We start from the raw sequence: 19,025 nt of genomic DNA, 5'->3' as shown, positions 1-19,025 counted from the left end.
TTTTGTTGGGCGGTAAATAGCGTTACCGCTCATCCGAGATAAGGAATGGCTTTATGAGTATGGGCGTGTTGCTAAAACGAGAGGGGAATGGGGATTACGGCAAAAGCGTGGTTGATATTGAAAAGGTCACCTATTACCGTAATTTTCGAATGAGGATTTGCTCAATAACGCCAATAATTGAGGAGGGATCTTTAACCTCGAAAAGAGGAACCCGGTCATTGTCCACACCAAGGAAGCCATGTTCCGTTCCCCCATCAAGAAAACGATAGGCTGAAATTTCCCCACGAATATTGGCTATAACCAAGTCTTCATTTCCCGGCCTTAGAGAGGGGTCAACAAGAGCAATTGCTCCCGCTGGAACCTTATCTATACCAGTGTTTTTACGTATTACGTATGCTCTGAAATTATCCGGCATAGCGTCAGGCCATGAGATAACGTCATCCGTAATGCCGGACTCGTTCCACACTGAAATCAAACGTGAAACATCCACTTTTTCAAGATTTGTGTCATTACCTTCCATACTGCCTGATCCATTAATCAACCAGTCAGCACTAATCCCCAGCGCAGCGGCAATCTTCCCCGAGAACTTCGAGGTTTCGTTTTTACCCGTCAGGATTTTGGAAATGATGGATTGGTTTACCCCTGACAATCTTGCCAGCTCACTTTGAGAAGTAACCCCGTTCCTCTGCATCGCGATATGCAGTCTTTCACATAGTGTTTTCATGCGATGAAAATATTACCTAAGTAATTGGCAGTCAAATTACCGGTGTAATTGATTAAGTCTATTACTTGGGTCATAATCAAGTCTCTTTAGGTAATAGGAGTTTGAGATGAACAGCATTATCCAAAAGGCCATCACTGCCGCTGGGTCTCAAAAGGAGTTAGCCCGCAAGGTAGGTGTTGACCAGTCAGCTGTGAGTAAGTGGCTGAATGGCGGAGGTATTCGTTCTCAGTATATCCCCGCAATCATAAGTGCATCGAATGGACAGGTCACAGTGGCTGAAATTCTGAGTTCTTTGGAACGTTCAGAGCCATCAAATCCTAGCGCATCGGCCGCTTGATTTTAACTACCGAAGGAAAAGCTAAATGGTAGACATCAAAACAGCAGTAAAAGCGATGTGCAAAGCCTTCCCCGGCGGTCGGTCTGCAATGGCTGGTGGACTGGGAATGACTGAAACGCAGTTCAACAACAATCTGTACGAGAAAAACGGCTGTCGTTTTTTTGAAGTGACTGAGCTGGAAGCAATCGAGGATCTGAGCGGTACCAGTTTCTTGGCTGAGTACTTCGCCCAGCGCCGCGGTGGCCTGTTCGTGGACATCCCACAATTGGATGAACTGGATCAGGTTGAGTTGTTCAGCCGGAGCATGCGCACAGCGGCGCATCGTGGCCACGTCGACATGATTATTCAGGCATCACTTGAAGATGGCGTGATTGATTCGGCAGAAGCCGCAGAAATCATGACGTATCACCAGCGCCACTTGGCGGCACGTGATGCAGAGGTTCGGGCGGTGATTGCGCTATTCAGCAAGAAGTCGAAGGCCGGAAAGGTTGAAGCCCCAAGTGTGCAGCTCGGGGCTTCGGGTGCATTAACTAAACAGTGTGGAGTAGATAACGCATGAACAGTTTACTCGTAAAAGCTGGGATACCGCAAATGCGCTGTGTGGCAGTGCCTAGCAGTACCTGTGGCTCTTTCTCGTATGAAGTGATGATAGGTGGCAGCTGGGTGCCGTGCAACTACCAGTTCGCCGTCCGTTGGGTAGGTTATGTGACCGCGCAGCGTAAGAAGGTGGACGCATGTCAGAAGAAATCCAAAAGCTGGACAGGCGTTACAAAGATTGGCGGGGCGTTCTGGTCCACGTCGTGGGATTTGATAGACCCGGCGAACGAGTCATCTACATGCGAGAAGGGTATGAGCATGAATGCGCCTATCCAGTTGAGAGATTCCGTAAGAGGTTCACGAGGATTCTATGAGCGTTAAGTTATCCGCATACGTTTGGGATGGTTGCGCGGCTGCCGGTTTAAAAATATCGGCGGTGGCCATTATGGCGCGCCTCGCTGACTTTAGCTCTGACGAGGGCCTGTGCTGGCCGTCTATTGCAACCATTGCCCGCCAGCTGGGTGCCGGTGAAAGTACCGTGCGCACCACGCTTGGCAAACTTGAGGCCGACGGCTGGGTCAGCAGCACCCAGCGCCGCAAGGGAAACCGCAACACATCGAACATGTACCAGTTGAACATCGCCAAGCTGCGCGCTGCTGCTGAGGCGTCAGATTCTGACACGTCAAAATCTGACACATCAAATTCTGACCGTTCAAAATCTGATGCATCAAAATCCAACACGAATACCGGTTTTCACCCGCCAGAATCTGGGGGGGATCCGTTAGTAAATTCAAAACAAGATCCATCAGATATTAAAACCCTTTGTCAGCCTGCTGCGCAGACCGACGCCGAGGTTGAAATTACTGATCAGGCTAAACAGGTCTTGAACTACCTGAACCAAATCACTGGCTCACGCTATCAGGTCAGCAAATCCTCGCTGGATAACATCCGGGCTAGACTGCGCGAAGGCTTCACGATTGAAGAGCAGCAGCTGACGGTTGATTACATGCATGCCAAGTGGGGCGGCGATCTAGAAATGGCCGAATACCTGCGACCGTCTACGCTGTTCCAGCCTTTGAAATTCCCCGGCTATCTGGAAGGTGCAAACGCTTGGAAGCGCGCTGGCCGTCCCGCCCGCAAAAATGGGAAGTGGGATCGCGGCGGTGACGTGTCCGTTGATACGACAGAGCGCGACATGGCTTACCGTCGTTTCATCAGCGGCGTCGCCGGAACCAAAGCGCCAAGCGATTTGGAAAAGCAGGTTTGTGCCGAAGCCAGCAAGGCGAGTGTCCGTGGCATGCGTAGCGATTACGCGATAAGCACTTGGAACCGCATTTGGAAGGACTGCGCACAGCGCCAGCAGCAGGGGACCGCAGTATGAATGAATTCGCTAGTCATACCCCGGTAGAGCACAAAGACCGCTGGCAGACGCCGCTGGAAGTGTTCACCGCTTTGGATCTGGAATTTGGCTTCTACTTGGACGCAGCTGCCGACGACCAGAACGCGCTGTGCGCCCGGTACCTGTCCGAAGCCGATAATGCGCTGGCCACCGAGTGGGAAAGCTACGGCGCCATCTGGTGCAACCCGCCGTACAGCGCAATCACACCATGGGTAGAGAAGGCCGCCGAGCAGTGCCACGTCCAAAATCAGCCCGTAGTTATGCTGCTGCCCGCCGACACCTCGACAGGTTGGTTTGCTCAGGCACTGGCCACCGCCGACGAAATAAGGTTTATCACTGAGGGCCGACTGTCGTTTATCAATGCCGGAACCGGCAAGCCGGGCAAGAACGGCAACAGCAAGGGCAGCATGCTGGTTATTTGGCGTCCTTTTATCAAGCCGCGTGGACAGTTCACGACAGTGTGTCGCGACGTGCTGCTGAGTATTGGCGCTGACTATTTGCAGGAGGTGGCAGCGTGAACGAATTCCAGAAAATCTGGCTTGATGCCTATAACCGCTGGTTACTGGCTGAATCCGCAACGGGTGAGTTGCATACCTTGGATTACACCGCGGCGCGGGAACATGCAGATGCTGTGCTGAACAGCCTCATTAAGGCGGGGGAGGTTGCATGCAGCTGATCCTGCCATTCCCGCCGAGTGTTAACGGCTACTGGCGCGCCACTAGCAAAGGCATGCTGATCAGCGCACGCGGCAGGGTTTACCGTACAAACGCTGTAGCCGCCGTTTATGAGCAACTCAAACGCAAGCCTAAGCCGCTGACCGCCGAATTAGACGTTCACGTCGTGCTGTTTCCGCCGACCCGCGCGCGCCGGGATCTGGATAACTTCCAGAAGGCGCTATTTGACAGCCTGACGCATGCCGGGGTCTGGGCGGACGACAGCCAAGTGAAGAGAATGACGGTTGAATGGGGAGAGTTAACGAAAGAGGGAAAAGCAGAAGTACGGATCATCGATTTCAAACCAGCCGGTGTGCAGCCGGTTTAACGTGTGGGGTAATTATGTCGAACAGTTTGCTGTCCGGAAAAGTGGTAACGATGTCGAGCCGAGAGATTGCCGCGCTGGTGCAGAGTAAGCACGGCGATGTGAAGCGGTCGGCTGAACGTTTAGTAACTGGTGGAGTTTTAAGCGCGCCGTTGGCGCACACCCCCTATTTGCACGAGCAGAACGGGCAGGAGTACCAAGAATACTGGTTCAATAAGCGTGATTCACTGGTTCTTGTGGCGCGCCTCTCGCCGGAGTTTACCGCCGCGGTTGTGGACCGGTGGCAGGAACTGGAATCCAAGAGTCTGGTACCGCAGACACTGCCGGAGGCTTTGCGCCTTGCTGCGGATCTCGCCGATGAGAAACAGGCTCTGGAATCTCAGCTGGCGCTGGTCGCACCGAAGGCTGAATTTGTCGATCGGTACGTGGACGCTAAAGGTTCAATGGGATTTCGGTCAGTCTGCAAGCTTCTGAAGGCCAAGGAGCCGGAATTCCGCCTGTTCATGGTTGAGGAAAAAATTGTGTACCGGCAGGACGGGCAGTACACGCCTTATAGCGTGCATATGGAAACAGGCAGATTCGAAATGAAGACTGGCACCAGCCAAGTTAGCCAGCATGCTTTCCGGCAGGCGCGGTTTACGCCAAAGGGGATTCAGTGGATTGCCGGGCTTTGGGCAGACTACCAGCGCAAGAAACAGGAGAACGCAGCGTGAGAGCATTACTAAAGCCCTACGCCCAGCGCGCCGCCGGTGTTGGCATATTTACGCCCGGTACAGACTTAATGTGGCTGTTCGACCAAAAGCAGCTGCTCGTTTCTACGGTTCCACCGGAGTTGGCGGACCAGCCAGACGGCAAACTACCGGATGTCATTCATTCGCTGGTGGATGATCAGCGCCTGAAAGATTTCTTCATGAATGAGCGGGTATTGAACGCTGCTGGCGGCGAGTGGGCGCTGAGAGACTGGTTAAAACGGATCATGACCTGCCAGTGGACGCGCAGCGACGATAAGTACCACACCAAGGAAATGGACACTCTTAAATATGGCCACAGCGGCGTCCGCCTGTGCTGGCACCACGAAAACAAATTCAGAGAGCACATTCTGGACGAGCTGGACAGGCTGGCCGACCGTAACCGCGCTGAGTTTATTGTCGTAAGCGCCGTGAGAGAGCTGAAGCTGTCGGAAGGCCACCAGCTGAGCTTCTATGACTTGTGCTGGTGGGCCACGCTGCGGGGATTGGTTGACCTGATGCCCTACGATGCCGCGCGCCACGCGTTGCGCTGGCAGCCAGAAAAGCCGATTAAGTCGGTTGGCCGCGAGTCGGACATTGCGCCGGAGGCGCATCCTGTTCAGGTGCTGAAAGAGCGCGTTGAGCCGGTTAAGGCAGTTCTACACGTTGCCATTGACCCGGAGACGCCGGAATCCTTCATGCTGCGACCGAAGCGCCGCCGCTGGGAGAGCGCCAAGTACACGCAGTGGGTTAAGCGTCAGCCGTGCTGCGGATGCGGTAATCAGGCCGACGATCCGCACCACATCACCGGTAATGGCTTCGGCGGTATGGGGACAAAAGCGCATGACATGTTCGTGATACCGCTGTGCAGGCAGTGTCACGACAGGCTCCATGCGAATACGGCCGAGTGGGAAGAAGAGAATGGCAGCCAGTTACTTCTGGCTATGCGGACAATGGACAGCGCGCTGGCGATGGGTGTAATCGCTACGGGCAAAGCAAAATAAGTGTGGAGAGAATAATGCGTGATATTCATGAGACTTTAGAACTTTGGGGCGCATGGGCAGCAAGCGAGAATAGCGGTCTGAGCTTTTCACCAATTGCTGCTGGCTTTAAGGGAATTTTACCTCAAACCTCAAAGTCGAGGATACAGTGTAATGATGATGAAGGAGTTATGGTTGACGGTTGTGTAGCCAGATTAAAAAAATACAGAGCACAAGAATATGAATTAATTATATTACACTTTGTTTTCAGAGTATCTTTGAGGGCGATAGCAAAGCAAAAAAAATGCTCGGATGGAACAATTAGAAAAGACTTGCAGACAGCCATTGGATTTATTAATGGGGTGTTAGCAATACTCGAAGGTTAACTAATTAAACGGTACAAAAGCCCAAGGGTGCCTATTCCTACTGGCACCCAGGCTATTGTCATTAGGGATTTTAAAACCATATTGCAAAACTCTGCATTGCTCTTTAGTTCTTCCTTGGCTTCTATTAATCTTATTTTTAAATCAGAGTTATCATCTTGAATTTTTTTTTCAATTGATGAAAAAACAATGTCTTTAGCATGTGATATTCTGTTTAGTTGTTTTTGTTGAGATATTATTATAAGTGATATTATAATACTAGCAATCACCAAGCCAGAAAATGTTATAGAAATCTCAATCTTACCCGTTAGCTGAAATATTGCGATTGAGGCTACTAATGAGATTGGTATTGCTAAAGCTTTATTGGCGATTTCTGTTGTAATTTTTGATATTTTATCCGCATATTCTATTTCAGTTTCCGCAACTTCTTTCCTTGCTTTTTGAAACGAAAAAGCAGACATGTATACAGCAAGGTTATTGCTATATAAAGTGGTTATTAACCCCCAATTTTTAATAATTTCCTTGAAAGTAATTTCCGATGAGTTAATATATTCGATGAGTGTATTTCTAAAGGTGTTTACTTTTTCATCATAGTGGAAATCGGACGCTGGTTTAATTGAGGCCAAGGAATTTATTAAGCTTGTATTTATTTCTTCATATTCCAACATCTCTTCTGATAGTAATGTTTCAATTACTGCTGAAGATGATTTTGACTCCGAGTGAAGCACAAAAACAAGTCTATAGAAATTACCATGGCCACTGTTTTTCATATCATGAAAATGTGATAATTTTGAAAGGGATGTTATCAAGCCACAGATGGCTTCAATTTTCTTTATTGATGTCGGTTTTCCCTGTTCGCTTGATAAGTAATCAAGATCAACAATGTAGTATTGTTCTGGAACTTCACCACGCATGAGACTATTTATTTTAATAAATTCTTTTTCTGATTCGTAAAAGCTTTCGGCACTGGATTGGCTGACTAAAAATTCGAAGTTTAGTAAACTGCCACTAGCAGGGATGTCTTGAATGCAATAAAACTCTTCATCATCGACATTTAAATCATCAAAGCTGCCGAATCTAAAGCCCTCAGAAAGAATAGACTCAAGTGTATTTTTTAGTTCTTTCGAATAACGTATAGATGCAGAAAATCTCCCATCGATAAATTCAGGGCGATTAGCCAGTCTATACAGCTCCACGACACTACTTAGACTATTCACTCTTTTTCTCACCTTTCACCGGTTTTTTTTCTTTTAAGGCAGACCTTATTTTAGTTTTTGCCTCTTCTGGGAGGTTGTTAAAAATAAGGTTTCCTGTTGCATCATTGTAGTATATTTTTGCATCTGCGTTGTCTCCCAAGAGTTCTTTATCGAAGTTAAAACTATACGATGGATTTTTATATATTACCTTTCTAAGTTTATCAAGGGAACCTTTATTTACAACAAAATCGGAAGGGATACCAACTCCTTCACTATTTAAGTGTTGCATCATTTTCCCCAAAAGGTTATCTCGTTTTTCATCATCGTTCAAAAACGATAACTGTTCAAATGCTTTGGCTTCAACATCTGATAAGCTTGCCGATATTTTTGATTCATATTGTTTCTCGAGGTATTTTATTATTTTATTTTTAAACTCTTCAGCATGTGGTGCTAATTCAGGGTGTTTCTTGAAAAACTTCTTAATCTCGGTTGGTAGTTTTCTTGTGGCACCAGCAGATGCTATCCCCTTATCGCACCCAAGAGCAGCTATAAAATATGCTGAAGCGGATTGCCCATTAGTCTTACTTATGAAACTAAGATAGCTAATTTCAGTTTTCTTAATATCATCAGCTACAGAGTATTCGTGATACTTTTGAAAGTTAATTCTCGCAGCCTGATTTATGTAATTAAGCTCTAAATGAATCATTTCTTCGGGATTAAGGTTTTCACTTATAGTTACGCCATTTTTTTTCTTTATCATAGTAACTAAAAGATAACGCAGACCCTGAGACTCATAATCCGTAAAAACTACATATCCACCGGAAGACCAGGTTTGATTTTTTGCTTCCTTATACATCTGCATCATGATTTGTTTCGAGATGTTGATAAAATCCACTGTATTCGAAGGAGTAACAGAGCGGTAGGTATTGAAGAGATCAGGCACTGGTCCACATAGAGTAGGATCACTCTTGAATACCCCATGATGTGCTAAGTTACCTCGTGACCCATATAAATCGACAACACCATCAACTAATTTTTGTACTATCGCGTTGGATTTATCCAACTCTGTATCGCGAAGGTTGTAACGATTTGAGTGGTCGAAATCTTTTTGTGCTTCCTTGATTAATTCATGAACAATGACGTGTTTTATAGATAACTTGCTCATTTTTTGTTCTATCCATTTTATGAGAATACTGTGTATTACTGAGAGTAATAAAATATTAACGCGTACGCAAAAGTTGTTGTAATGTGTTAAGAGTGGTCACGTAGTCACAAAGCTTAGAAAGTGTAGAAACCTCGCTCCGGCGGGGTTTTGTTGTTTTAGGGCTATACTCTCCAAAAAGGAGAGACCAATGTCATATAACCTCGCTAACTTGCCCAAGGATGAAATGGACAAGGTCAACGTAGATTTGGCCGCCGGTGGCGTTGCATTTAAAGAACGCTACAACATGCCGATCATCGCTGAGCAAGTAGAACGTGAACAGCCGGAACATCTGCGGGAATACTTCCGTGAGCGACTGGCCCACTATCGAAGCTTGAAAAATCAGCTCGGCAAGATGGAGCCAGAAGCTCCGTAACAATTATCAAATCCAAATTTCTAAGGCTGCCTCCGGGCGGCCTTTTTTACTTCAAAGAAAAGCCCCAGCAATGGCCGGGGCTAAAATGTTTGTGGAATGGGCGGCGTACATGATGCTGGTAACATCGTGCACGCCATTCACCCGTTAGTTGGTCACGAGCGAACCGAGGCCCATTGCTGATGTGCACACAGCAAATGGAGCCTACCAAAAACGGCGACTCTGATCTATGAAAAACACTGTGAATTTAAACAGTATAAATATTGTATGCGCGGATTCTCTTCAGTACATCAAAACGTTACCCGATGACTGTATCGACCTGATAGCAACAGACCCACCCTATTTCAGGGTTAAGAAATGCAAATGGGATAATCAGTGGTCTGGCGAATCCGCCTATCTGGCTTGGCTCGATGAGATGTTTGCAGAGTTTTGGCGAGTGCTTAAACCCTCGGGCAGCCTGTATGTGTTCTGTGGTTCACGCTTGGCCGCTGACACCGAATTGCTAATACGCGAGCGGTTTAAGGTCTTGAACCACATCATTTGGGCCAAACCATCCGGTCCATGGAATCTCCAGCATAAAGAGGGCTTGCGGTCATATTTCCCCGCGACAGAAAGAGTTCTCTTTGCAGAGCATTACAGCGGGCCATTTCGAGGGAAGCGGTCTAATTATCAGGCTAAACAGCAAGAGCAGCGGAAAAACACGCTAAAGCCGCTGGTGGATTATTTCAAGAATGCGCGCAAAGCGCTGGACGTCTCGGCAAAGGACATTCACGAAGCCACTGGAAAGCAAATGGCTTCACACTGGTTCAGTGAAAGCCAGTGGCAACTTCCTAGCGAGGGAGACTATTTAAAACTCCAGCAGCTCTTCGAGCGCATAGCTCGTGAGAAGCATGCAAAGCATGATCTGGACATCCCGCACCACCAGCTGATCGAAACGTACCAAACCCTTTCGAAGAAATACTCGGAGCTCGTGGAAGAGCACAAATCTTTGCGCCGAGTATTCAGCGTTTCAGCAGATGTGCCTTTCACAGACGTATGGAAGTACAAGTCTGTACCGTTCTATCCCGGCAAACATCCCTGCGAGAAGCCAGCGGAGATGATGCACGACATCATTAATGCCAGCAGCAAGCCCGGTGATGTAGTTGCTGATTTCTTCATGGGGTCAGGCTCCACGATAAAAGAAGCGATCAAGCTTGGGCGATACGCTCTTGGTGTAGAGCTTGAAGAAGAAAGGTTTAAACAAACATGGGGAGAGATTTTCCCCGAATAATTTCTAGGCTGCCCAGTGCAGCCTTTTTTATGCCCTCGATTCGATGGAGGACAACAACAGCGATAAGGGGTTTATCAATGTCTGAGCCTGTATCAGCAACAGCAGCTTCAGCAGCACTCGCTACGGTCGGTGTGTTTGGGTGGTTCACTGGCCTTGATTACGGCGTTGTGTTCGGTGCGTTTGCTGGGGCTGTGTTCTATGTCACATCAGCAGTAGACCTGTCAGCGTGGCGACGTATCTCATATTTCGGCGTGTCGTTCCTGTGCGGCCTGTTTGGTGCTGGTGTCGCTGGCGCAAAGTTAGCGGCGTGGCTCAACTATCCCGATAAACCATTGGATGCCTTGGGCGCGGTGATCATCTCCGCACTGGCGGTTCAGCTTTTGACGTTCGCCAGCAACCGGGCAAAGAACCCAACATCACTGATTGATCGGTGGAGGGGGCAAAATGGTACTAAATGACCCGCTTGTTATCTCGAACGTTGTGCTGTGCAGTCTGGTGGTGATCCGGTTGTGCTTCTTTCGAAAGAATGGGGCAACGCACCGGCGTTGGGCCGCTTGGTTGGCTTACCTGCTTATCTTGGCTTACGGCAGTGTGCCGATCCGCTTCTGGTTCGATCACTACCACAACACGCACTGGGCGTCGTTCGCACTTAACGCCATCATCTGCATCGCGATATACCGCGCTGGCGGGAACGTCGCCAAACTCTTCAGTGTTCTGAGACATCCACAATGACAAAAGACCAATTTCAACGGGCGGCTTCACTTAGCGCCGACTTAGCCGCGCGCTGGTATCCGCATCTGGTTTCTACCATGACCGAATTCGGCATCACGACACCGGCGCGGCAGGGGGCATTCATCGCGCAGATCGGCACTGAGTCCGGCGGGTTCATAACGCTGTCCGAGTCGTTCAACTATTCGATTGCTGGCCTGTCAGTGTTCGGCAACCGCCTCACCGCGTCGCAACGTGAGCAGCTGGGCCGCCGGAACGGGGAAGGTCCGTTATCGCTCGAGCGCCAGCGCGCTATTGCCAATCTGGCCTATGCGAATCGCTTCGGCAACAAAGCTGCCGGAGACGGCTATAAATTCCGTGGCCGGGGCCTGAAGCAGATCACGTTCCTCGACAACTATCTCGCCTGTGGCCGCGCGCTGGGCATCGACCTTATCAGCGATCCGGATCTGCTATTGCAGGACGAATACGCGGCGCGGTCGGCGGGCTGGTTCTGGAAGGCCAACAACTGCAATCGCTTTGCAGACCCAGGCGATTTCACCGGGCTGACGAAGTGCATTAACGGCGGCATCAACGGGCTGCCAGACCGTCAGGCCCGCTTGCTGGTGGCGCAAAAGGCGCTGGGGTTGAAATGAACGTTAAAGCGTTAGTGGTTGTCGCCGCGCTGCTGGCCGCAGGTGTGACGTGGTGGGTTGAGGGCATGCGCTGGGATAAAGACGTTTCCAGCCTGAAAGAGTCCCACGCCCTTGCACTGAAGAAGATCAGCGATAAAGCCTTCGCAGATCTGGCCGCCGCCAACCAGCGCACCGCTGAAGCGCAGGCCGCCGGAGCTGAGTTAGATATGAAGCATACCGAGGAATTAGCCAATGAACTGGCAAAAAATGAAGCCCTTCGCGCTGACGTTGCCGCTGGCACTCGCCGCGTGCAAATCGCCTCCGCCAACCTTGCAACCTGTCAGCTCTCCCGGAGCAACAATACCGGAGGCAGCAGCGTGGGCGATGCAGTACAAGTCGAACTCTCTGACGCTGGTGGACGGGCTGTTCTCGATCTCCGAGCCAGCGCCATCAAAGACGACCAAGTGATTCAGTACCTTCAGGGATACATCACCAAGGTGGTGAAGCAGTGCAGGGTAGGCATTACAGCAGGCATTCACTGAGTGCCTGTGATAATGTTGAATTGACGGACTCGTCAAAAAAACTTTTAAAAACAGTAAGTTGACTAACCTTGTCGATGATGATTTACTCTCCTTGTCAATCACAAAGGAGGATTTATGTCACTATCTGCACTCGCAATTGAGCTAGATCTAACCGATGAAGAACTTGATTCTATCCCGCTGGAGCCTCAAGACCTTCAGGAAAGCACGGGGAATTCAGGTGACATGGTGTATGAATATTATTTCTATGTTCCAGATAGCACACCTGTCGAGATTTTGAAGAAGAAAGGTTGGGCGGTCGGGGAATGTGTTTATGTTTCACGAAACGTGTTTGACGAGCCAGAAGAACCAGAAGAGTAATAATCCCCAACGCAACCAATTCAAGCCACTGGCACAAGCTAGTGGCTTTTTTATTAGGGGCAATATGTTGTCGCTTTAGCAAATGTGAGAGGTTGAGCTGTTGTCACCACTCCAACCCAATTGGTTAGCATTCAAACTATATCAATTCAATGGGTCCTCCCTGCGGGGTGGCCTTCCACGGGGCGGCGCGCTCGCGGGAAACGGCTAGTTTTTCGGATCCTAGGTCATCATCATCATGTGGATAGGTCTTTGTTTTCTCTAGAGGCCATTTTTCAAAGATGTCGAATCGTTTAAAAAGTGTTCACCATCATGGACCAAGAAATAGCCTCCCTCAAACTCAATATTAACCAGCTGGCTGCCATCACAGATGTGCATCGGCAGACGGTTGCCGCGCGGTTGAAAAACGTCAGCCCAGCGCCCGGCAGTAACAGCAAATTAAAGCTTTATTTCGTCACCGAAATCTTAACGGAATTGATGGTGCCGACAGTATCAACAGACCTTGACGACATGCAGCCTTCTGACCGACTGGCGCATTGGAAAGCAGAGAATGAGCGCATCAAATTTGAGCAGGACACCGGCCAGCTAATTCCAGCTGACGAGGTTGCGCGCGAATTTTCACTGATGGCGAAAGCCGTCGTCATGATCCTTGAAACCCTTCCTGACATTCTTGAGCGCGACTGTGCGCTAACGCCGGCGGCAGTCTCTCGCGTTCAAAGCGTGATTGATGACTTACGTGATCAGATGGCTCAGAAAGTTCTGGAAGCCGAAGAAGAGGAGGACCATACGGAGGAGGACTGATGGCAAAGAGGGCATCAGCCCGAGGCATCCGCCATGATGTTTCAGGTATTTTACGTGCCCCACGCCGTATGCAGGTGGCTGATGCGGTCAGCACTTATATGCGCGTACCAATGGGCGCGGGCAACTCCGTACCGTGGGACCCCGATTTAGCTCCTTACGTCATTGAACCAATGAACTGCCTTGCATCGCGTGAATACGATGCCGTGGTTTTCGTCGGCCCAGCCCGAACCGGTAAAACCATTGGTCTGATAGACGGATGGATTGTTTACACCATTGTCTGTGATCCGGCTGATATGCTGCTTATCCAGATGACGGAAGAGAAAGCGCGCGAGCACTCGAAAAAGCGTCTAGACCGTACGTTTCGCAGCAGCCCGGAGGTTAAAACCCGCCTGAGTCCGCGGAGAAACGACAACAACGTCTATGACCGCACGTTCCGCGCCGGTAACTATCTCAAAATTGGCTGGCCGTCCGTGAATATCATGTCTTCTTCTGACTATAAGTGCGTAGCACTTACAGATTACGACCGTTTCCCCGAGGATATTGACGGCGAGGGTGATGCATTTTCATTAGCCTCGAAGCGAACCACGACGTTTATGTCATCAGGAATGACGCTGGTTGAGAGTTCACCGGGGCGCGATATTCGCGATACAAAATGGCGCCGGACAACGCCGCATGAGGCGCCGCCCACAACGGGTATTCTGACCCTCTATAATCGCGGGGACCGCCGCCGCTTGTATTGGCCTTGCCCACATTGTGGCGAGTATTTTCAGCCAGAAATGGACAACATGACGGGCTACCGAGAAGTTGCCGACCCTGTCATAGCCAGCGAGGCGGCTTTTCTTAAATGCCCAGCCTGCCACGGTAAAATTACCGCCGACATGAAGCGCGCGCTCAATATGAGATGCGTGTGGCTTCGCGATGGGCAAAAGATTGATGCAGCGGGTGTGGTGACCGGTGAAGGACGCCGTTCGCGTATCGCGTCCTTTTGGATGGAAGGGCCTGCAGCTGCATACCAGACCTGGTCCCAGCTTATTTATAAATTCCTCACCGCAGAGCAAGAATATGAAGCGACGCGGAGCGAGGAAACGCTAAAAACTGTGGTCAATACCGACTTCGGCAGGCCCTATCTTCCACGCTCAAGCATGGAGCAGAGAAAGAGTGAACTGCTGGAGGCACGGGCCGAGGACATACCGAAACGCTCGGTACCTGACGGCGTCAATTTTATTGTGGCCACCGTAGACGTTCAGGCGGGTAAAAATCGTCGTTTCGTTGTTCAGGTTACCGGCTATGGAAGCATGGGCGAACGCTGGCTGGTTGACCGTTACAACATCAAGCAGTCACTGCGATGTGATGCCAACGGCGAGAGCCTGCAAATTGATCCGGCAAGTTATCCTGAGGACTGGGACCTGCTATTAAGCGACGTGTTCAACAAAACGTGGCCGCTGGCCTCTGACCCGTCAAAAGGTTTTAGGCTGATGTCTATGGCAGTGGACTCCGGCGGCGAGGATGGTGTAACCGATAACGCCTATAAATTCTGGCGTAAATGCCGCCGTGAAGGGATCGGAAAAAAGGTTTTCCTCTTTAAAGGGGACAGCAAAGCCCGTGCAAAACTCATTAGCCGCACATTCCCAGACAACACAAACCGAACTGGTCGCCGCGCCATGGCCGCCGGTGATATTCCTCTCTACCTGTTGCAAACCAATGCCCTAAAAGACCGCGTAAATAACGCGCTATGGCGCGAGTCGCCGGGGCCGGGCTATGTGCATTTTCCAGCATGGTTGGGGAGCTGGTTTTATGACGAACTTACTTATGAGGAGCGTTCTACTGACGGCAAATGGAGCAAGCCCGGACGCGGCGCTAACGAAGCATTCGACCTTCTTGTCTACGCCGACGCTTTAGCGATCCTAAATGGGTACGAAAAAATCAAATGGCCGGATGCGCCGGAATGGGCTCAACAAGCTACGTGGTTAGAAAATATCGCCGTGCTGGGAGATGACGAACCTATGCCGCCACCCGCGCCTGTAACAGCAAAAAAGCAGAAGCGTAAAAAAGACGCGACTAAAGATACCAACCCATGGACAACCGCAGGAGGTTGGGTGTGAACAGAGGTGATATTGAGTCAATGATCCAGCGTTATGCAGACGCTGAGTTGGCCGTTCTTGACGGCAAGTCTATTCGTTTCAACGGTCAGGAAATGACAATGGAAAACCTCTCTGAAATCCGCAAGGGGCGGCAGGAGTGGGAAGGGCGATTGACGTCTCTTATTAACCGGCAGCGCGGACGGCCGGCATACAGACTGGCGAGGTTCGAATGACATTTCTGGATAATGCAATCGGCTTGTTTTCGCCCGGATGGAAAGCATCACGTCTAAGGGCGCGGGCCGTCATTCAGGCTTATGAAGCTGTTAAACCAACCCGAACGCATAAAGCACGGCGAGAAAACCGCTCTGCTGACCAACTCAGCCAGATGGGGGCTGCCTCACTACGTGAACAGGCGCGTTGGTTGGACAATAACCACGATTTGGTGATCGGAGTTTTCGACAAACTGGAAGAGCGTGTGGTCGGGGCGAAAGGGATCATCGTTGAGCCGCACCCTAAATTGACCAACGGTAAGATTGCCAAACAACTCGCGGCAGACATACGCAAAAAGTGGGGGGAGTGGTCAGTAAAGCCTGAAGTGACGGGGCAGTTTACCCGCCCCATGCTTGAGCGGCTGATGTTGCGCACTTGGTTACGTGACGGCGAAGTGTTCGCTCAACTTGTTCAAGGGAAGGCGACAGGACTAGAGCCTGTTGCCGGGGTGTCCTTTTGGCTTGAAGCACTCGAGCCTGACTTTGTCCCAATGAACAGCGATACCGCCAAAAAGCTAAATCAGGGGGTATTTCAAGATGATTGGGGGAGGCCTAAAAAGTATCAGGTTTATAAAGCCCTACCTGTCTCTGGCCGGCAATTCGACACCAAAGAAATCGACGCCGAGAATATGCTCCACCTCAAATTCACCCGACGCCTTCACCAGACTCGAGGCACCTCGCTCTTATCAGGCGTACTGATGAGGCTGAGCGCGCTAAAGGAGTACGAGGATTCAGAACTCACCGCCGCCCGCATAGCTGCCGCGCTAGGCATGTACATCAAAAAAGGTGATGGACAGAGCTTTGATGGGGACGCCGAGCAATCGGATGATCGAGAGGTCATGATTCAGCCCGGTATGCTCTATGACGATTTAAAGCCCGGTGAAGAGATCGGAATGATTAAGTCCGATAGACCAAACCCGAATCTTGAGACGTTCCGTAACGGCCAGCTGCGTGCCGTGGCGGCGGGCAGCCGGCTTAGTTTTTCCAGCACCGCGCGAAACTACAACGGCACTTACAGTGCTCAGCGGCAAGAGCTGGTGGAATCAACAGACGGTTATCTGATCCTTCAAGACTGGTTTATCGGGGCGGTTACGCGGCGCATGTATCGATCATGGCTGAAGATGGCTATTGCGTCAGGTGAAATAAAAGTGCCGCGCGGCGTGGATATGGAAACGCTGTACGGAGCAGTTTATTCAGGTCCGGTGATGCCTTGGATTGACCCGGTAAAAGAGGCTAATGCTTGGAAATTGCAAATCCGTGGCGGTGCGGCGACTGAGTCAGACTGGGTTCGCGCAAGTGGCCGTAATCCTGATGAGGTGAAAACTCGCCGTAAAGCTGAGGTTGATGAAAACAGTGAACTGGGACTGGTGTTTGACACCGACCCCGCCAATGATAAAGGAGGCACCAGTGCCGAAGTCAAACAACCGGGCGAACCACCGCCCGAAAGCCAGCGCAAAAAATAACTCCTGGTTCCGTATGCAGGCCAGCGCCGCCAATGAAGCTGACATCTTCATTTATGACGAAATCGGCTATTGGGGCGTTACGGCGAAACAATTCGTCAGTGATCTGAAAGCGCTTGGCGAAGTCAGCCATATTAACCTTCACATCAACTCGCCCGGTGGCGATGTCTTCGACGGCATCGCCATTTTTAATGCCTTAAAGCACCACGGGGCAGCCATCACAGTCCACATCGATGGACTGGCGGCTTCGATGGCCTCGGTTATCGCCATGGTCGGGAACCCGGTCATCATGCCGGAAAATACCATGATGATGATCCATAAGCCGTGGGGATTTGCAGGCGGTGACGCCAATGATATGCGCGACTATGCCGACTTGCTGGACAAGGTAGAGTCGGTGCTTATCCCCGCATATGTAGAAAAAACCGGTAAATCCGCGGAAGAGATTTCCTCGATGCTGGATGATGAAACTTGGTTAGACGGGGCTGAGTGCCTCGCTCTGGGTTTTGCCGATCAAACTACCCCCGCCTTGCAGGCAATGGCCTGTATCCAATCGAAACGTATTGAGGAATTTGAAAAGATGCCAAACAGCATTCGTAATATGGTCACTCCACCGCGCAACACCACTCAGCGTGAACTGCAAAAGCCTCAGCCGCAGGGCAGCCAGACAGAACCAAACCAGCCGCTGCCAGTGGATGAGGGGACGATTCGCGCCCAAATCTTGGCGGAGCAAAAGGCCCGTGTAAACGGCATCAAGGATTTGTTTGCCATGTTCGGCGGCAAGCATCAGGAACTTCAGGCGAAGTGCGTGGGCGATATTGACTGCTCGGTTGATGATGCCAAAGATCTTCTGCTGGCAGAATTAGGCAAATCCGGCACGCCATCGAATAAAACCGGCAACGAGCATATCCACGCAGGCAACGGTAACTTTGTTGCGGACGGTATTCGCCAGGCGCTGATGGCGCGATCTGGTTTCGAAAAACAAGAAAGCGACAACGTCTACAACGGCATGACGCTGCGCGAGTATGCGCGAATGGCGCTCACTGAAAAAGGCATCGGAGTATCCAGTTACAACCCGATGCAGATGGTGGGGATGGCGCTGACACACAGCACCTCGGACTTCGGCAATATTCTGCTGGATGTTGCCAACAAAGCGCTGCTACAGGGCTGGGATGAAGCTTCAGAAACCTTTGAGCTTTGGACCAAAAAAGGCCAGCTCTCTGACTTTAAAACGGCAAATCGCGTCGGTATGGGCGGTTTCCCATCACTGCGACAGGTTCGTGAAGGGGCAGAGTACAAATACGTCACTACGGGTGATAAAGGCGAAACCATTGCGCTTGCCACCTACGGTGAAATTTTCTCTATCACCCGTCAAGCGATCATCAACGATGATTTGAACCAACTGACCGATGTGCCGATGAAAATGGGCCGCGCCGCCAAGGGCACTATCGGCGATCTGGTCTATGCCATTTTAACGAAAAACCCGAAATTGTCCGACGGCAAAGCACTGTTTAGCGCCGATCATAAAAACCTCGGTAGCGGCGCTATCTCGGTCGGCAGCATTGACGACAACCGCAAGCTGATGCGCTTGCAAAAAGAAGGTGAGCGAGCGCTGAATATTCGCCCGGCTTATATGCTGGTACCGGTTGGTCTGGAAACACTGGCTAATCAGACCATCAAGTCTGCCAGCGTCAAAGGCGCGGATACTAACTCGGGTATCAACAACCCGATCCAGAACTTTGCAGAAGTTATTTCTGAGGCGCGACTGGACGATGCCGACCCTAAAGCCTGGTATCTGGCCGCAGCACGAGGCACTGATACCATCGAAGTAGCCTATCTCAATGGTGTGGATACGCCGTATATCGACCAGCAAGAAGGCTTCACGACCGACGGCGTTGCAACGAAAGTGCGCATTGACGCCGGTGTGGCACCGCTTGATTACCGTGGCCTGACGAAATCCACCGGCCAGTAAAACACGCCAGCAGCAATCCAACGCCCGTAAGGGCTTTTTTTAT

The 19,025-nt window shown here is 50.5% G+C and carries 25 protein-coding genes; 22 read left to right on the top strand and 3 right to left on the bottom strand.

Translation table 11 applies throughout. From position 1 onward, the window contains the following. Positions 1 to 133 precede the first annotated feature (133 nt). Positions 134 to 724 (bottom strand): XRE family transcriptional regulator, encoded by a 591-nt coding sequence (locus GEAM_RS21350; RefSeq protein ID WP_034795828.1) that lies wholly within the window; start codon positions 722 to 724, stop codon positions 134 to 136. Between the two features lie 106 nt (positions 725 to 830). On the opposite strand from GEAM_RS21350, the gene GEAM_RS21345 reads away from it, so the two are divergent. From GEAM_RS21345 to GEAM_RS21310, 10 genes are all read left to right on the top strand, one after another. Beyond that, positions 831 to 1,061, top strand: coding sequence for a transcriptional regulator (locus tag GEAM_RS21345; RefSeq protein WP_034795827.1), 231 nt, complete (start codon positions 831 to 833; stop codon positions 1,059 to 1,061). Positions 1,062 to 1,086: 25 nt separating this feature from the next. After that, positions 1,087 to 1,620, top strand: a complete 534-nt coding sequence (locus tag GEAM_RS21340) for a YmfL family putative regulatory protein (protein ID WP_084674157.1) — start codon at positions 1,087 to 1,089, stop codon at positions 1,618 to 1,620. Positions 1,621 to 1,795: 175 nt separating this feature from the next. Further along, positions 1,796 to 1,972 (top strand): DUF4222 domain-containing protein, encoded by a 177-nt coding sequence (locus tag GEAM_RS22915; RefSeq protein ID WP_072009944.1) that lies wholly within the window; start codon positions 1,796 to 1,798, stop codon positions 1,970 to 1,972. Beyond that, positions 1,969 to 2,979, top strand: a complete 1,011-nt coding sequence (locus GEAM_RS21335; RefSeq protein ID WP_034795825.1) for a conserved phage C-terminal domain-containing protein — start codon at positions 1,969 to 1,971, stop codon at positions 2,977 to 2,979. Before GEAM_RS22915 ends, GEAM_RS21335 begins: the two co-directional genes overlap by 4 nt. Further along, positions 2,976 to 3,515: a phage N-6-adenine-methyltransferase gene (locus GEAM_RS21330; protein ID WP_034795822.1), complete on the top strand. Its 540-nt coding sequence runs from the start codon at positions 2,976 to 2,978 to the stop codon at positions 3,513 to 3,515. The genes GEAM_RS21335 and GEAM_RS21330 overlap by 4 nt, the downstream gene beginning before the upstream one ends. After that, on the top strand, positions 3,512 to 3,673 hold the full coding sequence (locus GEAM_RS23305) for a hypothetical protein (protein ID WP_167333544.1): 162 nt from the start codon (positions 3,512 to 3,514) through the stop codon (positions 3,671 to 3,673). The genes GEAM_RS21330 and GEAM_RS23305 overlap by 4 nt, the downstream gene beginning before the upstream one ends. Beyond that, complete coding sequence (locus GEAM_RS21325; protein ID WP_034795819.1) at positions 3,664 to 4,038, top strand: RusA family crossover junction endodeoxyribonuclease; 375 nt, start codon at positions 3,664 to 3,666, stop codon at positions 4,036 to 4,038. Before GEAM_RS23305 ends, GEAM_RS21325 begins: the two co-directional genes overlap by 10 nt. A gap of 14 nt (positions 4,039 to 4,052) precedes the next feature. Beyond that, positions 4,053 to 4,748 (top strand): phage antirepressor KilAC domain-containing protein, encoded by a 696-nt coding sequence (locus GEAM_RS21320; protein ID WP_034795818.1) that lies wholly within the window; start codon positions 4,053 to 4,055, stop codon positions 4,746 to 4,748. After that, the gene (locus GEAM_RS21315; RefSeq protein ID WP_034795816.1) at positions 4,745 to 5,767 is read left to right on the top strand and encodes a DUF968 domain-containing protein; all 1,023 of its coding nucleotides are present in this window, start codon (positions 4,745 to 4,747) and stop codon (positions 5,765 to 5,767) included. Before GEAM_RS21320 ends, GEAM_RS21315 begins: the two co-directional genes overlap by 4 nt. 14 nt (positions 5,768 to 5,781) lie before the next feature. Then, entirely contained in the window at positions 5,782 to 6,129 is a 348-nt protein-coding gene (locus tag GEAM_RS21310) for an antiterminator Q family protein (RefSeq protein WP_034795814.1), read from the top strand. On the opposite strand, the gene GEAM_RS21305 is transcribed toward GEAM_RS21310, so the two are convergent. Beyond that, entirely contained in the window at positions 6,126 to 7,343 is a 1,218-nt protein-coding gene (locus GEAM_RS21305) for a hypothetical protein (protein ID WP_034795813.1), read from the bottom strand. The genes GEAM_RS21310 and GEAM_RS21305 overlap by 4 nt on opposite strands. Next, positions 7,336 to 8,487 (bottom strand): nucleoid-associated protein, encoded by a 1,152-nt coding sequence (locus GEAM_RS21300; RefSeq protein ID WP_034795812.1) that lies wholly within the window; start codon positions 8,485 to 8,487, stop codon positions 7,336 to 7,338. The genes GEAM_RS21305 and GEAM_RS21300 overlap by 8 nt, the downstream gene beginning before the upstream one ends. Positions 8,488 to 8,674: 187 nt before the next feature. On the opposite strand from GEAM_RS21300, the gene GEAM_RS21295 reads away from it, so the two are divergent. The 12 genes from GEAM_RS21295 to GEAM_RS21240 all read left to right on the top strand — a co-directional run bounded on the left by GEAM_RS21295 (position 8,675) and on the right by GEAM_RS21240 (position 18,982). After that, complete coding sequence (locus tag GEAM_RS21295; protein ID WP_034795809.1) at positions 8,675 to 8,899, top strand: DNA polymerase III subunit theta; 225 nt, start codon at positions 8,675 to 8,677, stop codon at positions 8,897 to 8,899. A gap of 226 nt (positions 8,900 to 9,125) precedes the next feature. Then, entirely contained in the window at positions 9,126 to 10,166 is a 1,041-nt protein-coding gene (locus tag GEAM_RS21290; RefSeq protein ID WP_034795807.1) for a DNA-methyltransferase, read from the top strand. A gap of 77 nt (positions 10,167 to 10,243) precedes the next feature. Next, positions 10,244 to 10,624 carry a phage holin family protein gene (locus GEAM_RS21285; protein WP_034795804.1) on the top strand — a complete coding sequence of 127 codons (381 nt, stop codon included), beginning with the start codon at positions 10,244 to 10,246 and terminating at the stop codon, positions 10,622 to 10,624. Next, positions 10,611 to 10,898: a phage holin family protein gene (locus GEAM_RS21280; RefSeq protein ID WP_034795801.1), complete on the top strand. Its 288-nt coding sequence runs from the start codon at positions 10,611 to 10,613 to the stop codon at positions 10,896 to 10,898. Before GEAM_RS21285 ends, GEAM_RS21280 begins: the two co-directional genes overlap by 14 nt. Next, positions 10,895 to 11,527 (top strand): glycoside hydrolase family 19 protein, encoded by a 633-nt coding sequence (locus GEAM_RS21275; protein ID WP_034795800.1) that lies wholly within the window; start codon positions 10,895 to 10,897, stop codon positions 11,525 to 11,527. Before GEAM_RS21280 ends, GEAM_RS21275 begins: the two co-directional genes overlap by 4 nt. Next, positions 11,524 to 12,048, top strand: a complete 525-nt coding sequence (locus GEAM_RS21270) for a lysis protein (protein ID WP_034795797.1) — start codon at positions 11,524 to 11,526, stop codon at positions 12,046 to 12,048. Before GEAM_RS21275 ends, GEAM_RS21270 begins: the two co-directional genes overlap by 4 nt. A gap of 114 nt (positions 12,049 to 12,162) precedes the next feature. Further along, positions 12,163 to 12,405, top strand: coding sequence for a hypothetical protein (locus GEAM_RS21265; RefSeq protein WP_034795794.1), 243 nt, complete (start codon positions 12,163 to 12,165; stop codon positions 12,403 to 12,405). Between the two features lie 309 nt (positions 12,406 to 12,714). Further along, positions 12,715 to 13,203, top strand: coding sequence for a DUF1441 family protein (locus GEAM_RS21260; RefSeq protein WP_034795792.1), 489 nt, complete (start codon positions 12,715 to 12,717; stop codon positions 13,201 to 13,203). Beyond that, complete coding sequence (locus GEAM_RS21255; RefSeq protein ID WP_034795790.1) at positions 13,203 to 15,305, top strand: phage terminase large subunit family protein; 2,103 nt, start codon at positions 13,203 to 13,205, stop codon at positions 15,303 to 15,305. The genes GEAM_RS21260 and GEAM_RS21255 overlap by 1 nt, the downstream gene beginning before the upstream one ends. Further along, on the top strand, positions 15,302 to 15,517 hold the full coding sequence (locus GEAM_RS21250; protein WP_034795788.1) for a hypothetical protein: 216 nt from the start codon (positions 15,302 to 15,304) through the stop codon (positions 15,515 to 15,517). The genes GEAM_RS21255 and GEAM_RS21250 overlap by 4 nt, the downstream gene beginning before the upstream one ends. Further along, a complete protein-coding gene (locus GEAM_RS21245; RefSeq protein ID WP_034795786.1) occupies positions 15,514 to 17,016 on the top strand; it encodes a phage portal protein in 1,503 nt (500 codons plus the stop codon). Before GEAM_RS21250 ends, GEAM_RS21245 begins: the two co-directional genes overlap by 4 nt. Further along, the gene (locus tag GEAM_RS21240) at positions 16,943 to 18,982 is read left to right on the top strand and encodes a ClpP-like prohead protease/major capsid protein fusion protein (protein ID WP_419471242.1); all 2,040 of its coding nucleotides are present in this window, start codon (positions 16,943 to 16,945) and stop codon (positions 18,980 to 18,982) included. The genes GEAM_RS21245 and GEAM_RS21240 overlap by 74 nt, the downstream gene beginning before the upstream one ends. The last annotated feature ends 43 nt before the right edge of the window (positions 18,983 to 19,025 follow it).

Origin of the sequence: Ewingella americana ATCC 33852 (genome assembly GCF_000735345.1) — a bacterium.
In the GTDB taxonomy this organism is placed as follows: domain Bacteria; phylum Pseudomonadota; class Gammaproteobacteria; order Enterobacterales; family Enterobacteriaceae; genus Ewingella; species Ewingella americana.
This window is presented reverse-complemented; position numbering and strand designations above follow the sequence as displayed.